The organism is Sphingobacterium puteale (assembly GCF_050986225.1).
GTDB lineage: Bacteria > Bacteroidota > Bacteroidia > Sphingobacteriales > Sphingobacteriaceae > Sphingobacterium > Sphingobacterium puteale.
Window position 1 is genome coordinate 5,752,648 of sequence record NZ_CP158959.1, and the last position, 14,714, is coordinate 5,767,361.

Here is a 14,714-nt window from a genome sequence, read left to right on the forward strand (position 1 = left end):
TCTTGGTGACTAATAGACATACAATATCTTGATGAAAACTGTTTTTTTTATATTAGCTCTTACTTTACAGACGACAACCATTTTTGCACAGCGAAATGTAGGTGATTTTCTCCAATTACAGTCCAAGCCAGAGATTTACTTTGTCCAAAAAGCTCAGACCGCGATCGAAATTGACGGTAAAGATGACGAAATATCTTGGGCAAAGGCAGCATGGACAAATACATTCAAAGATATAGAAGGAAACAGTAAACCAAAACCTGAGCTAGAAACTCGTGTCAAAATGCTCTGGGATAACGAAAATCTCTATCTGTTTGCTAAGTTGGAAGAAACTCACATCAAGGGTTACCTCAGACAGAAAGACACGATAATCTATCATGACAATGACTTTGAGGTATTTCTGAAACCTAATCTGCAATCTCCAGAATATATTGAAATTGAAGTCAATGCGCTGAACACGATCATGGATCTCCTCATGACCAAACCTTATCGTTTTGGTGGGAAAGCTAACCTAAACTGGGACACCAAAGATATCCAAAGTGCTGTTTATCACGCTGGAACAATAAATAACCCGACCGATATCGATAATTTTTGGACTGTCGAAATGAAAATTCCGGTCAAAAGCCTAAAGTATTTTGGCGAGGGGAATCAAATCAAGGCAAATGAAATGTGGAAGATAAATTTTTCCCGCGTACAATGGCACTATGATATCCATGAGAAAGGTTATAGCAAAAGAAAGGACAATACAGGTAAGCCACTTGCGGAAGAAAACTGGGTATGGTCGCCCATTGGTCTGATTAACATGCATTATCCCGAACGATGGGGACATATCAAATTTGTGGATCAAGATGACCAACAATTCGTAGATGAACAATTTTTAGCATTAGAAAAGACTGTCTGGAATATTTTTTATCTGCAACAAATTTACGGAAATGTGAATAAGCGCTTTGCAACATCTCTTGATGAATTGAGCAAATTATACCCTGAAATAATTAATATCTGTAAGCACTATCAACTTGTCTTTTCCAATGCCAACAAGTTCTATCGTGTTGAGATTAAGTCGAAATCGCAGCCCAATTTAAAGGCTACAATCGATAACCAGGGCAACATCTATTTTTAATTTATTTATTCAGTGAATCTTTCAATTATAATATTGAATAAAAAATTGCTATCTTTGTATCCCGTACATAAAGCAACTATTATTGGTCATTTTGACCACATAAAATTGAAAATCCTTTAATTGTTATGACTAAATATATTTTTGTTACGGGCGGCGTTACTTCGTCGTTAGGGAAAGGTATTATTGCAGCCTCCCTTGCTAAACTTCTCCAGGCACGTGGCTACAAAGTGACCATTCAAAAATTCGACCCTTACATTAACATTGACCCGGGAACATTGAATCCTTATGAGCATGGTGAATGTTATGTTACTGAAGATGGAGCCGAAACTGACCTTGACCTTGGCCATTATGAGCGCTTCTTAAACGTCCCTACCTCACAAGCGAATAATGTAACAACAGGTCGTATCTACCAACACGTCATCCAACAAGAACGTGAAGGCGCATATTTAGGAAAAACTGTTCAAGTCATCCCACATATCACCGATGAGATCAAACGCCGCATGCAGCTATTGGGTGAATCTGGTGAATATGATATCATTATCACTGAACTTGGTGGAACTGTAGGGGATATCGAATCCCTTCCATTCGTTGAAGCTGTAAGACAACTACGCTGGGAACTGGGAGCGAATAATTCTTTGGTTATTCACCTAACTTTGGTCCCATATTTAGCCGCAGCCGGTGAACTTAAAACCAAACCAACACAGCACTCCGTCAAAACATTATTGGAATATGGCGTACAACCAGATATCTTGGTATGCCGTACAGAACACAAATTATCTCAGGAAATCCGCAAAAAATTAGCACAGTTCTGTAATGTTAACATCAATGCTGTCGTGGAATCCATTGATGCTTCGACCATCTATGATGTTCCTTTATTAATGTTAAAAGAAAATCTGGATAAAACAGCCTTAACAAAGCTAAAACTTTCCAATAAAAATGAACCGGATCTAGAAAACTGGAAAAATTTCTTAGGCAAGCTCAAAAACCCAACAAGCGAGGTTAATATTGCGCTGGTCGGAAAATATGTGGAGCTTCCGGACGCCTATAAGTCCATTACCGAAGGATTTATCCATGCTGGCGCAACAAACGAATGTAAAGTAAAGGTGAGTTATATCGCTGCCGAAAGTGTTACAAAAGAAAACGTCGCTGAAAAGCTAAAAGGTATGGACGGCGTATTGGTTGCTCCAGGCTTTGGCGAACGTGGCCTGGACGGCAAATTAAACGCAATCAAATATGTACGTGAAAATAACATTCCATTCTTTGGTATTTGTCTGGGTATGCAATGTTCGGTTATCGAATTTGGAAGAAACGTATTGGGATTGAAGGATGCCAATAGTTTTGAAATGGATGCCAACACGAGCAATCCGGTCATTAACCTGATGGAAGAGCAGAAAAATATTACCAATATGGGGGGAACAATGCGTTTGGGCGCCTACGATTGTGAAATTAAAAAAGGAACAAAAGCCTTTACGATCTATGGAAAAACAAAAATTTCCGAAAGACACCGTCACCGTTATGAATTTAACAATGACTATTTAAAACAATATGAGGCAGCAGGAATGATCGCTTCAGGCTTCAACCCGGAGACTGGATTAGTCGAAATTGTCGAATTGAAAAACCATCCGTTTTTCGTTGCCGGACAATTTCACCCAGAATTAAAGTCAACTGTTGCAAATCCTCACCCACTTTTTGTTAGCTTTGTAGCCGCTGCTTTGGCCAACAAGAAATCAAAGTAGTATTAGAAGGATAAAATTAATTAAGTTTAATTATTAAAAATGGATAGAAATACCCTAATTGGTTTGGTTCTGATGTTTGCCATCATCACTGGTTCTTTTTACCTGATGAAGCCTTCAGAATCAGAAATCAAACAAGAACAAGCGCGACAAGAGGCTAAAGCAAAGGCCACTAAAGGACTTCCTGCTTCAAATGACTCTACCGCAAATGCTAAAACAGCGCAAACAGCAGCGATTGCAGATTCAGCTGAACTAAAAAAACCTTTTGGTGCATCAAAATTTGGAACTGAAAAAATCATTACACTTGAAAATGATGCCATCATTGCCAAAATCAGTACAAAAGGTGGTAAAGTGAGATCAGTCGAACTCAAAGGTGAAAAGAATTTCAATGGAAAACCTTTGATGCTTTTTGACGGTGAAGATAATAAGTTTGGTTTCCTCTTCAATGCAGCAGGACAGAACGTCTCGACAAACGATTTATTCTTTACGACAGAATCTTCGGATATCCAGGTTTCCGGTGAAGGAAAACAATCAGTAAAATTCAAACTGAATTACAGTGCCGATCAATATATTGAGTATGTATATTCTATTGCCGGAAAAGGTTACAATGTAGCTCTTGATGTCAATACAAAAGGTATTCAAAACCTGATCCCACAGAGTCAAAAAACATTGACATTGAACTGGAGTACAGTTCTTAGACAAAAAGAACAGAATATTGAATCTGAAAGACAAAAATCTACCCTTTATTATCAAGAAGATAATAAAGTAGACCATTTATCAGAATCGAAGGATGATGATGAAGCACTGGAAAAGAAAGTTCAATGGATTGCTTTTAAGCAACATTATTTCTCCAATATCCTCAATGCAAAAGATGGATTCGTTAACGCGAAAATCGATGTAAAACATGCGACGGAAGGCGATGTCGTAAAATTTTACAATACAAATGCTGAATTGGCTTTTGACAACCATAAAGACAATAATTATTCATTGAACTTCTTTTTTGGGCCAAATCAATACAATGTATTAAAAGCAGAAGGAAATGATTACCAATCCATTATCAACATGGGCTGGGGGCCTATGCGCTGGATCAATCAATGGATTACCGTGCCTGCATTTAATTTCTTGGATGGTTTTCATATGAGCTACGGTATTGTCATCCTATTACTTACATTATTGTTAAAACTGGTTCTTTCGCCAATGACTTACAAGTCATACGTATCTATGGCTAAAATGCGGGTATTAAAACCGCAGTTGGATGAAATCAAAGCCAAAGTCGGTGAAGACAATCAAATGTTGATGCAACAGGAGCAAATGAAATTGTATAAACAAGTTGGCGTGAATCCACTCGGAGGCTGTCTGCCCCTTGTGCTACAAATGCCATTTACAATTGCTTTCTTCTATTTCTTTCCAAATTTATTTGAACTGAGAGGACAAAGCTTTTTGTTTATGAAGGATATGTCAACCTATGATACCTTATTTACATTTGCCCCTATTTTTGGATCATTCAATCACATCTCTTTGATGTGTATCTTGATGACCCTGACAACATTATTGACCACTTGGTATAATAATGCCACTTCGGGCGCAACTGGTCAAATGAAATACATGGGTTATATTATGCCTTTGATTTTCTTCTTTGTCTTGAATAGCTTCCCTGCTGGTTTGAACTATTACTATTTTTTAAGTGCATTATTTACATTCTTGACCCAGTTAGTAATCCGTTCAATGGTAAATGACGATAAAATCTTAGCTAAACTGGAGGAAAATAAAAAGAATCCAAAAGCTGAAAAGAAGTCTAGCTTCCAAGCTAAAATGGAAGAAATGATGCGTGCTCAGCAACAAGCGCAACAAAACAAAAATAAATAGTACAATTTACATGGCTGATAAATAAGGCTTCCCCATGGGAAGCCTTATTTTGTTAAGCACCTTTTGTAGCGCTTTGCCAAACCAAACGTTAGAAATAATGTTTTATATAAAAATTTAAAAGATGAGATTTAGAAACATTGTGGTATTGATGATGGCTGTTCTTGCGCTTACAAGTTGCGCAGTATCGAAAAAGAATTCAGACAAACAAAACACGGACAATACATCGGCCCTTCTTATTGGAAAAAAATGGCAATTAATAGAAATCGGAGGGAAAGCTGTCGCCGACCAGGTCAATGGCAAAGTCCCTTTCCTAAAATTGGAAGAAAAAAGATACAGCGCCAGCGGTGGTTGTAACGGCATAGGTGGTGAACTTACTTTTTCTACCGATGGAAAAATCAAATTCGCACAGGGAATGTCAACGATGATGGCCTGCCCAGACATGTCAATCGAGCAAGGATTATCCAAAGCGTTGATCACCGCAGACAACTATACCATCAACAATGGTATCCTCAGTTTAAATAAAGCAAGAATGGCTCCCTTGGCAAAATTTAAATTATTGGAGGAAAAGCAAAATTTAAGCGGAACCTGGGAACTCGATTACATTTCCGGACCACGTATCGCTTTTGAGGGATTATATCCGAATCGTAAACCAACGATGACATTCAACACTGTAGACGGAAAAATAAATGGAAATAGCAGTTGTAATAATTACAACGCTACATTTAAGACAAATGGACATCAAATAAGTTTTGGACCGATCATGTCTACAAAAATGGCTTGCGAGGGTAGCGGCGAAGCGACTTTCTTTTCTACATTAGAAAAAGTAAACAGCTACGATGTCAGTGAAAATACATTGACTTTTATCATGGGTGATATTGCTATGATGAGGTTTCATCGAAAATAAAATAACGAAGGCTTGAGATAACTCAAGCCTTCGTTATTTTATCTGGCACCTACCACAACAATTAGGTCTAGAAAACGGTATTATACAAAGGCACTAAATCCGGTAATACTTCTTCCGACGATCAATGAATTGATTTCTTTGGTCCCTTCATATGAGTATATCGCCTCCGCATCAGCAAGAAATCTGGCGACATTATATTCCAATAAAATGCCATTCCCCCCCATGACTTCCCTCGCCTTAGATACAATATCTCTCGTACGCAATGAACAAAAGACCTTAGCTAGTGAAGCATGTTCATCCCGCAGCTGCCCTGCGTCCTGGAGTTCAGAAAGCCTAAAGACGAGCGTTTGCATAGCTGTAAGGTTAGAAAGCATTTCGACCAAATGATTTTGGATCAACTGAAAAGACGCAATAGGCTTGCCGAACTGTTTTCTTTTGCGTGTATAATCTAAAGCATTTTCATAGGCTCCGCGCGCGCAGCCCACAGCCATCCATGCCACCCCCGCGCGCGTCATCTGGAGTACTTTGCCCGTATCTTTAAAAGAATTGGCATTTTGCAAACGATCTGTTTCGGGGATGATACAGTTGTCTAATGTAATCAATCCATTTTGCACAATCCGCAAAGCCATTTTATCTTTGATCTTTTCAACTGAGAACCCAGGATTATCTTTACGGATAATAAAACCTTTCACCTCGCCATCATCCAGATCTCTTGCCCAGACAATCGTGATATCAGAAAAGGTTGAATTTCCAATCCATTTCTTCTGACCATTCAACACCCATCCCTCCTCGGTCTTCTTACAAGTTGTTGTCAAACCGCCCGCGACTCCAGAACCAACTTCCGGTTCGGTAAGACCAAAAGCACCAATTACTTCCATCTTTTGCATTCTTGGCAGCCACTCTTGTTTTTGTTCCTCCGATCCACAGATATAAATCGACCCCATGGCTAAACCACTCTGTACGCCAAAAAAAGTAGCAACTGAAGCGTCTACCCGAGCAATCTCCGCCGCAATAATGCCTTCCATCAGCGAACTTCCGCCCATACATCCATATCCTTCATAGGTATACCCGCAGATATTTAAGGCTGCTAGTTTTGGTACAATTTCAAAAGGAAATTCGTCCCTTAACCAATATTTATTGACAATAGGCTTTACCTCCACCTCCATAAACTCACGTACCTTTAGTTGAAGTTCGCGGTCTGATCCATTTAATTTGCTATCCATATCGTAGAAATCTCCATTGATAGGGGGTAATTCTTTTTTCTGATTACCGGCATTCAGCATTTTCATTAAACCATGGAGCTGTTTATCGTCCATTTTCGAGACCGCATCCATCACAGCGCCTAGATCTACCTTTTTCGAGATTTCCTCCAATTTGCCAAAGTCTATTGATTTTGCCAAATCCATTATATTCTTAACTTTATCAAACATGATCGTCATTCTTTTTAGAGCGTTTCTTCATAAATTAATAAAAATAATTGAAAATTGTTTGTGCAAACGGTCAGCGAGTAACAAACTGCTCTCCTATCCCTACCCCTACCCTAATAACTCTCCAAACAAGAATATCGATCCATTCGTTTGGGCTTTTTTTTAATTTCTCGCCCATTAGATCAGTTAAAAGGACTAATTTGAAGATTACCCTATATAAATAAACCATTAATTATCAAATAGTTATATATTTTTAAGAAAATATATTTTTTTGAAGGGTTACCTTTTTGGGTTCGGTGTATTAACAAATGAAAAAAAAAATATTTCAATTTAAATTAGAAAATTAGAAAATGAAAAACGCATTAAAATTCGGTTTCTTAGGTTTAGCTTTAACTGTAGCTTTCGCATCTTGTAACAACACTGAGAAAAAAGCTGAAGGTGCTGCTGATTCAGCATCTGCTTTAGTTGACTCTGCTGCTAACACATTAGATTCAGCTAAAACTACTGTAGATTCAGCTACTGCTAAAGTTGATTCAGCTACTGCTAAAGTTGATTCAGCTGCTACTAAATAATAATTAGAAACTGAATAACGTATTCGGAGAGGCTTTTCGCAAGAGAAGCCTCTTTTTTTAAAAAAATATTGAAGAGTAGGGTTACCTTTTTCATTTACAGGTATCAAGTCTTAAATAACAAGATTTAGAAATTACTTTTAATTTTAATAAAATGAAAAACGCATTCAAATTAGGTTTCTTAGGATTGGCTTTAACTGTAGCCTTCGCTTCATGTGGTGAAACTGGTAAAAAAACTGACGCAGCTACTGATTCAGCTAACACTGCTTTAGACTCAGCTAACACTGCTTTAGATTCAGCTAATACTGCTGTTGATTCAGCTAAAACTGCTGTTGACTCAACTAAAGCTGCTCATTAATTCTTTGAAACAGAATTTCAACAGCATAAAAAGCCTCCCGTTAACGGAGGCTTTTTTTATATCTATCCCAATTAAATTGCTAAGCTCCAAGCATTTTTTTACCTTTGCCAAAAATCATTCAATCTATGGCTTTATCATCCTTAACAGCAGTTACGCCTATTGACGGACGCTATTACAATAACACCAATGAGCTTGCAGCTTTTTTCTCTGAATTTGCCTTAATAAAATATCGAGTGCGCATCGAAGTCGAATATTTTATAGCGTTAAGCGAATCAGGAATCGTTCAGTTGCAACATTTCGATAAAACGTTGAACGAAAAATTAAGAGATATCTATCGAAATTTTTCGGAAGAAGATGCAATCTGGATCAAGAATACCGAAAAAGTTACCAATCATGATGTTAAAGCTGTTGAATATTTTTTAAAAGATCAATTTGAAAAACTGGGGTTGCAGGATTATCTTGAATTTATCCACTTTGGCTTAACATCTCAGGATATCAACAACACGGCCATTCCACTTTCCTGGAAAGAGGCTATCAAAGAAAGTTATACACCGGTCATTGATGAATTGCTCCATGAATTAAGGTCTTTGGCAACCTCTTGGTCCGACATTCCCATGCTCGCCCGTACCCACGGACAACCCGCATCTCCAACTCGCTTAGGTAAAGAATTGTATGTTTTTGTCGAACGTATAGAGCGTCAGTTACAGCTTTTACATACCGTACCGTATTCAGCAAAGTTTGGTGGGGCAACGGGTAATTTCAATGCTCATCATGTAGCTTATCCAGAAACCAACTGGATTGAATTCGGCAATAACTTTGTCAATAAAATCTTAGGACTGGATCGTTCACAAACCACGACCCAAATTGAGCACTATGACAATTTTGCCGCTAGCTGTGACGCATTAAAACGAATCAATAATATTGTCATTGATCTATGCCGTGATATATGGACTTATATCTCCATGGAATATTTTAAGCAAAAAATCACTGCTGGTCAAATTGGCTCTTCTGCAATGCCGCACAAAGTCAATCCAATCGACTTTGAAAATGCAGAAGGAAATTTAGGTATCGCAAATGCTATATTTGAACATTTAGCGGCCAAATTACCGATTTCACGACTTCAAAGGGACTTAACAGATTCAACTGTGTTACGTAATATCGGTGTTCCATTTGCACATACCTTAATTGCAGTAAAATCGACATTGAGAGGTTTACGCAAATTAATATTGAATGAACAGGCCTTAGCGAATGATCTTGAAAATAATTGGGCTGTTGTTGCCGAAGCGTTACAAACGATCTTGCGCAGGGAAGGCTATCCAAAACCATATGAAGCACTGAAAGATCTAACACGCACCAATACACAGGTGACCAAAGAGACCATTGCATCCTTTGTGGACAATCTCAATGTATCTGAAGAGGTAAAAGCGGAATTAAAAGCAATCAGCCCTTCTAATTACACTGGTGTCACTTTATAAGCTTTGACTTATAGATGACCTTAACAACGCTTCTTTTGATATATCTTTGTTTGGAATAAAAATAAAACTTAAATGGCTAATATCAACGTATATACAGAATCTACTCCCAATCCTTCAACCATGAAGTTTTTGGTCAATAAATTATTGATCAACGGTAGTGTGGATTTTCCAAATAAAGAAGCTGCACAAGATTCACCTTTCGCACAGGAGTTGTTCAAATTCAATTTTGTAAACGGTGTATTCTTCGCAAGCAATTTTGTGACCATTACCAAAACAGAAGATGCGGAATGGGAAGATATTGAAGCCTTATTGAAAGACTTTGTAAAAGGTGCTGTTGAATCTGAGCTTGCAGTAAAAGTTGTGCATCATGATTCAGAAGTAAACTTTGAAGGCACAGAAACAGAAGTAAAAATACAACAGGTATTACATGATTACGTACGACCAGCCGTTGAACAGGATGGCGGTGCCATTCATTACAAATCCTTCAACGAAGGTATCGTAACCGTTGAATTAAAGGGATCCTGTAGTGGTTGCCCTTCATCGACGATCACGTTAAAAGCTGGTATCGAAGGTTTATTAAAACGGATGGTTCCAGGGGTGACGGAAGTCGTTGCAGAAGCAATGTAGGACTCATGCGAACCAATGAAATAGAAAAAGGATCCGGCACATCTACTGGATCCTTTTTCTTTTTAGCGCGTTTTGATGCCTCTATTGATGCAAGCACAATTACATCACTAATTGACGACATCAAAAGAATCTTTCAACGGCAGGTTAGCGGATGAATTTCCGATAAAGATTTCAAATATCCCAGGCTCTACAGTCCACTTGTTGTATTGATCCAACAACTCAAGATGTGCTGGTAAAATTGAAAACTGGACAGACTTTTTCTCGCCGGGATTCAATTCGATTTTTTCGAAACCACGAAGATCCATCTCGTAAGCTGTAACTGAAGAAACCACATCTTTGACATATAGTTGAACGACCTCCGCTCCCTTTCTTTTTCCAATATTTTGTACATCCACCGTAACAGTCAACGAATCCGTTGGTCGTATTTGCTTTTTATTCAGCCGCAAATTTGAAAATTGAAAATCGGTATAACTTAAACCATAACCGAAAGGATAAAGGAATCCAACAACCCGACTATTTCCCCAGCCATTGGGCCCCACACCAGGTTGCCCCGCCTGTGCCGCGGGTTTGGTCGGGAAATTCATTTCAATCTGTCCAACAGATTTGGGAAAAGAAATCGGAAGCTTTCCGCTTGGATTATACTCGCCAAATATCATATCTGCCACAACACGTCCAGATTGGCCACTGAGAAACCAGCTCTCCACAATGGCTGGCAAGTATTTATTTTCCCAATTAATGGACAACGGTCTTCCATTTACGAGTATCAGAATGATAGGCTTTCCGGTCTCTTTTAACTTCATCAAATAATCACGCTGTTTACCAGGCAGATTGAGATCTGAGCGAGACCGGCTTTCACCAACTTCACGTTCTGATTCGCCCATGACGGCAATAATTAAATCTGACTCCTGCCCAAGCCGGACACCAGTGGTCATACTTTGGATTTCCTCTTTAGATAGGTCTGTTGGGATAATTTCACTTTCAGGCCAGTTTTTATCGACAACATCCACTCCTTTCGTATAGTTTACCTGCAGTGCTTTGTCCTTGGCATATGCTATAATACCATCCTTAATAGTTGTTATTGGATTATTTGATGGACCATAGCGACTTGTCGTGTAATTTGTTGCCTCGGCCATGGGGCCTGTGACCAAAATCCGCTTGTATTTATTGATATCAATAGGTAGGAGATGCTGCTCATTTTTTAGCAGAACAATGGATTCTCTGTTCATCTGCAGAGAAATATTTTCATCGGCTTGGGTATGGACTTTCTGATCAGCTAAACCGGTATTATCGATAAGCGGATGATCAAATAGTCCCAGTTTAAACTTAACCGTCAGCACCTCCCGAACACGTTGATTCAATACGTTCATGTCGAGCCCACCTTCGTTGATAAGTTCCATCAAGGGAGTCAGGTATGTACTTGGTGGGTCAAAATTCGTCCGTACATTAAGTCCGCCTTCCAAAGCCTGGCGGATCGCCTCTTTATAATCCTTGGCCTAAGTATTTCGCTTCTCTTCCGACAATCTCACCAGCGGTTCTCACCAATTTGGTATTCCAGGTACTTCCGATATTGATCGGAGCAGGTAATGGTGTCGCCCGATCATGGTTTAGACCATGTATTCCTTCATTCGTAAAATCAACAGGGATTCCCAGGCGGGTATGTTCAATAAACCACTTTTGCACATTATTCAACGCGACAGCATGGCGACTGAAGGGATAAGAAAAGAGACTTTTTGCTGACCTATTATAGGCTAAGCTGTTTAACATTTCATCAATATTAGCCAATCCATGCTTCCATATTTCATTGTCCCAGGTGGCAGCAGGCTGTTCATCCTTCAAAACTCGTCCATACCCATAAAGGGTAACGGTTTGATTAGCCTTTTCATGGGCTGTCATCTGGCTCAATAAATCATCCACACGACTCGCTATGGATTGTTTGGAATCCTCATAGACATCCTTTTTACCATTTTTATTGAAGTCGATCCAATCTTTATGATAAATGGCTCTATTCTGAGCGAAAGAATAGAATTGTAATGCAGAAAATGCAGCAACAAGCAAGAAGCGTTTAAAATGATTGGACATTATCTTGAAAATTGTGGGTCTTATAATTAAAAGCAAGGTACAAAAAAGTCAACATTAAAAAGTCAAAAGTTAAAATGGAGGCAGTTCACAGGCTGCAGGCTTATCAAAATAAAGAAATTCACTTTTTAACAAGCATCTAGCTTAAAAATAGTTAACTTTACGACCAATTGTGAAACCAACAAAAAAAATGAGTGCAGATATTAACAAACTAGAACAAATTGCATCACAAGTAAGACGTGATATCGTACGTATGGTACACGCTTGTCAATCAGGACACCCAGGTGGTTCATTAGGTTGTACAGATTACTTTGTGGCGCTTTATTTCAATGCAATGAAACGTAATCCTTCCTTTGATATGGACGGAAAAGGTGAAGATTTATTCTTCTTGTCAAACGGACACATTTCACCTGTATTTTACAGTACATTGGCACGTGCGGGGTATTTTGAAGTAAACGAACTGGCAACATTCAGAAAAATCAATTCTAGACTTCAAGGTCACCCAACGACACACGAAGGCCTTCCGGGCATCCGTATTGCGTCGGGATCTTTGGGTCAGGGACTATCTGTTGCTATTGGAGCTGCACAGGCAAAAAGATTGAATAAAGACAATAATCTAGTTTATGTATTAATGGGGGATGGTGAATTGCAGGAAGGCCAAGTTTGGGAAGCTGCAATGTATGCACCGCACAACAAAATTGACAACTTGATTGCTACAGTTGATTACAATAATGCACAGATCGATGGATCTACAGATCAGGTACTGTCATTAGGCGATCTTCGTGCTAAATGGGAAGCTTTTGGCTGGGATGTGATGGAAGTGACTAAAGGAAACGATATGGCTTCGGTAGTTGCTGGCTTAGAAGAAGCAAAATCACGTACTGGAAAAGGTAAACCTGTTGTTATCTTATTGCACACAGAGATGGGAAAAGGTGTTGATTTCATGATGGGTTCTCATAAATGGCACGGTGTTGCTCCAAATGACGAACAATTGGCGTCGGCATTGAATCAACTTACTGAAACTTTAGGAGATTACTAGAAATGAAAAAATATACTTACACAGAGTCAAAAGATACACGTTCAGGTTTTGGAGCTGGCTTATTGGAAGCTGGAAAACAAAACGAAAATGTGGTAGCATTATGTGCTGATTTGATCGGATCATTGAAAATGAACGATTTTATCAAAGAATTCCCAGAGCGCTTTTTCCAAATCGGTATTGCTGAGGCAAACATGATGGGTATCGCTGCTGGACTTACTATTGGTGGTAAGGTTCCTTTCACAGGTACATTTGCCAACTTCTCTACAGGTCGCGTTTATGACCAAATCCGTCAATCTATTGCATATTCAGGTAAGAATGTAAAAATTGCCGCTTCCCATGCGGGATTAACCTTAGGTGAAGATGGTGCAACACACCAAATTTTGGAAGACATTGGATTAATGAAAATGTTACCCGGAATGACTGTAATTAACCCTTGTGACTTCAATCAAACAAAAGCGGCTACTATTGCGGCAGCAAAATTTGAAGGTCCGGTTTATTTACGTTTTGGCCGTCCGGTAGTTCCTAATTTCACATCTGCGGACCAGGAATTTGTCATCGGAAAAGCAATCTTATTAAATGAAGGTACAGATGTAACCATTATCGCTACAGGCCACTTGGTATGGGAGGCCATTCAAGCAGGTGAAAAATTGGCTGAATTGGGTATCAGTGCCGAGATCATCAATATCCATACCATCAAACCGTTGGATGAGGAAGCGATCTTGAAATCTGTTGCAAAAACAAAATGTGTCGTGACTGCTGAAGAACACAACCGTCTAGGCGGATTGGGCGATAGCGTTGCACAGGTATTAGCAAAAGAATTACCTAGCCCACAAGAGTATGTAGCCGTAAATGACAGCTTTGGAGAATCAGGTACTCCAGCACAACTTATGGAGAAATATGGTTTAAACGCAGACGCTATTGTTGTTGCTGCTCAAAAGGCAATCAATAGAAAATAAGAAAACTACACAGGTCAATATATGGATGACGCTTTAATAATAGCAAAATTCGCCGAAGAAAGTACGCGAGAAGAAGCTTTCCGTTTATTGTTGAAAAAATATCAACAAAAGATTTATTGGCATGTGCGAAGAATGGTCATCGATCATGACGATGCAGATGATGTGGTGCAGGATATTTTCGTCAAAGTATGGAAGAACCTTGGAAACTTCCGTGAAGATTCGCAATTGTATACCTGGCTATATCGGATCGCTACAAATGAATGTATTACATTCTTAAATAAAAAAAAGCAAAAGCAGAACGTGTCGTTGGACGACGACACGACTGCTTATTTAGCAGAAACACTTGCTGATGGCAATTACTTTAATGGCGACAAAGCGCAAATGAAATTGCAACAAGCTTTATTGACATTGCCCGAGAAACAGAAATTGGTTTTCAACATGAAATATTTTGAAGATATGAAGTATGAGGAAATTTCTGAAGTACTGGGTACAAGTGTTGGAGCATTAAAAGCTTCCTATCATTTGGCCGTAAAAAAAATAGAGTCTTTTTTTAATAACCACGATTAA

At 38.9% G+C, this 14,714-nt stretch carries 14 protein-coding genes; 11 read left to right on the forward strand and 3 right to left on the reverse strand.

What is annotated here, in order from left to right; translation table 11 throughout:
- The first annotated feature begins 31 nt into the window (after positions 1–31).
- The 4 genes from ABTV71_RS24085 to ABTV71_RS24100 all read left to right on the forward strand — a co-directional run bounded on the left by ABTV71_RS24085 (position 32) and on the right by ABTV71_RS24100 (position 5,620).
- On the forward strand, positions 32–1,117 hold the full coding sequence (locus ABTV71_RS24085; protein WP_433901361.1) for a carbohydrate-binding family 9-like protein: 1,086 nt from the start codon (positions 32–34) through the stop codon (positions 1,115–1,117).
- A gap of 125 nt (positions 1,118–1,242) precedes the next feature.
- A complete protein-coding gene (locus ABTV71_RS24090; protein WP_121127187.1) occupies positions 1,243–2,853 on the forward strand; it encodes a CTP synthase in 1,611 nt (536 codons plus the stop codon).
- A gap of 39 nt (positions 2,854–2,892) precedes the next feature.
- Positions 2,893–4,716, forward strand: coding sequence for a membrane protein insertase YidC (gene yidC / locus ABTV71_RS24095; RefSeq protein WP_121127186.1), 1,824 nt, complete (start codon positions 2,893–2,895; stop codon positions 4,714–4,716).
- A 121-nt stretch (positions 4,717–4,837) separates the two neighbouring features.
- Positions 4,838–5,620 (forward strand): META domain-containing protein, encoded by a 783-nt coding sequence (locus tag ABTV71_RS24100; RefSeq protein ID WP_433901362.1) that lies wholly within the window; start codon positions 4,838–4,840, stop codon positions 5,618–5,620.
- Positions 5,621–5,700: 80 nt separating this feature from the next.
- Here the strand turns inward: ABTV71_RS24100 and ABTV71_RS24105 are convergent, their stop codons facing one another.
- Positions 5,701–7,050: an acyl-CoA dehydrogenase family protein gene (locus ABTV71_RS24105; RefSeq protein WP_394342610.1), complete on the reverse strand. Its 1,350-nt coding sequence runs from the start codon at positions 7,048–7,050 to the stop codon at positions 5,701–5,703.
- A 347-nt stretch (positions 7,051–7,397) separates the two neighbouring features.
- On the opposite strand from ABTV71_RS24105, the gene ABTV71_RS24110 reads away from it, so the two are divergent.
- From ABTV71_RS24110 to ABTV71_RS24125, 4 genes are all read left to right on the forward strand, one after another.
- Positions 7,398–7,619, forward strand: coding sequence for a PG1828 family lipoprotein (locus ABTV71_RS24110; protein ID WP_121127183.1), 222 nt, complete (start codon positions 7,398–7,400; stop codon positions 7,617–7,619).
- Positions 7,620–7,770: 151 nt separating this feature from the next.
- Positions 7,771–7,974, forward strand: coding sequence for a hypothetical protein (locus ABTV71_RS24115; RefSeq protein WP_286858028.1), 204 nt, complete (start codon positions 7,771–7,773; stop codon positions 7,972–7,974).
- Positions 7,975–8,099: 125 nt separating this feature from the next.
- On the forward strand, positions 8,100–9,449 hold the full coding sequence (gene purB / locus ABTV71_RS24120; RefSeq protein WP_121127182.1) for an adenylosuccinate lyase: 1,350 nt from the start codon (positions 8,100–8,102) through the stop codon (positions 9,447–9,449).
- A gap of 72 nt (positions 9,450–9,521) precedes the next feature.
- Positions 9,522–10,076: a NifU family protein gene (locus tag ABTV71_RS24125; RefSeq protein WP_433901363.1), complete on the forward strand. Its 555-nt coding sequence runs from the start codon at positions 9,522–9,524 to the stop codon at positions 10,074–10,076.
- A 107-nt stretch (positions 10,077–10,183) separates the two neighbouring features.
- Here ABTV71_RS24125 and ABTV71_RS24130 read toward each other — a convergent pair whose 3' ends face one another.
- Both ABTV71_RS24130 and ABTV71_RS24135 read right to left on the reverse strand, forming a co-directional pair.
- A complete protein-coding gene (locus tag ABTV71_RS24130) occupies positions 10,184–11,473 on the reverse strand; it encodes a glycoside hydrolase family 3 C-terminal domain-containing protein (protein WP_433901364.1) in 1,290 nt (429 codons plus the stop codon).
- Between the two features lie 82 nt (positions 11,474–11,555).
- Complete coding sequence (locus tag ABTV71_RS24135) at positions 11,556–12,155, reverse strand: hypothetical protein (RefSeq protein WP_433901365.1); 600 nt, start codon at positions 12,153–12,155, stop codon at positions 11,556–11,558.
- Positions 12,156–12,342: 187 nt separating this feature from the next.
- Here ABTV71_RS24135 and ABTV71_RS24140 point away from each other — a divergent pair, with 187 nt between their 5' ends.
- Genes ABTV71_RS24140 through ABTV71_RS24150 form a run of 3 tightly spaced genes read left to right on the forward strand, consistent with a single transcriptional unit; the run spans position 12,343 to position 14,714 of the window.
- Complete coding sequence (locus ABTV71_RS24140) at positions 12,343–13,191, forward strand: transketolase (RefSeq protein WP_121127179.1); 849 nt, start codon at positions 12,343–12,345, stop codon at positions 13,189–13,191.
- A gap of 2 nt (positions 13,192–13,193) precedes the next feature.
- Positions 13,194–14,147 (forward strand): transketolase family protein, encoded by a 954-nt coding sequence (locus ABTV71_RS24145; protein WP_433901366.1) that lies wholly within the window; start codon positions 13,194–13,196, stop codon positions 14,145–14,147.
- 21 nt (positions 14,148–14,168) lie between these two features.
- Positions 14,169–14,714, forward strand: a complete 546-nt coding sequence (locus ABTV71_RS24150; RefSeq protein ID WP_104385686.1) for an RNA polymerase sigma factor — start codon at positions 14,169–14,171, stop codon at positions 14,712–14,714.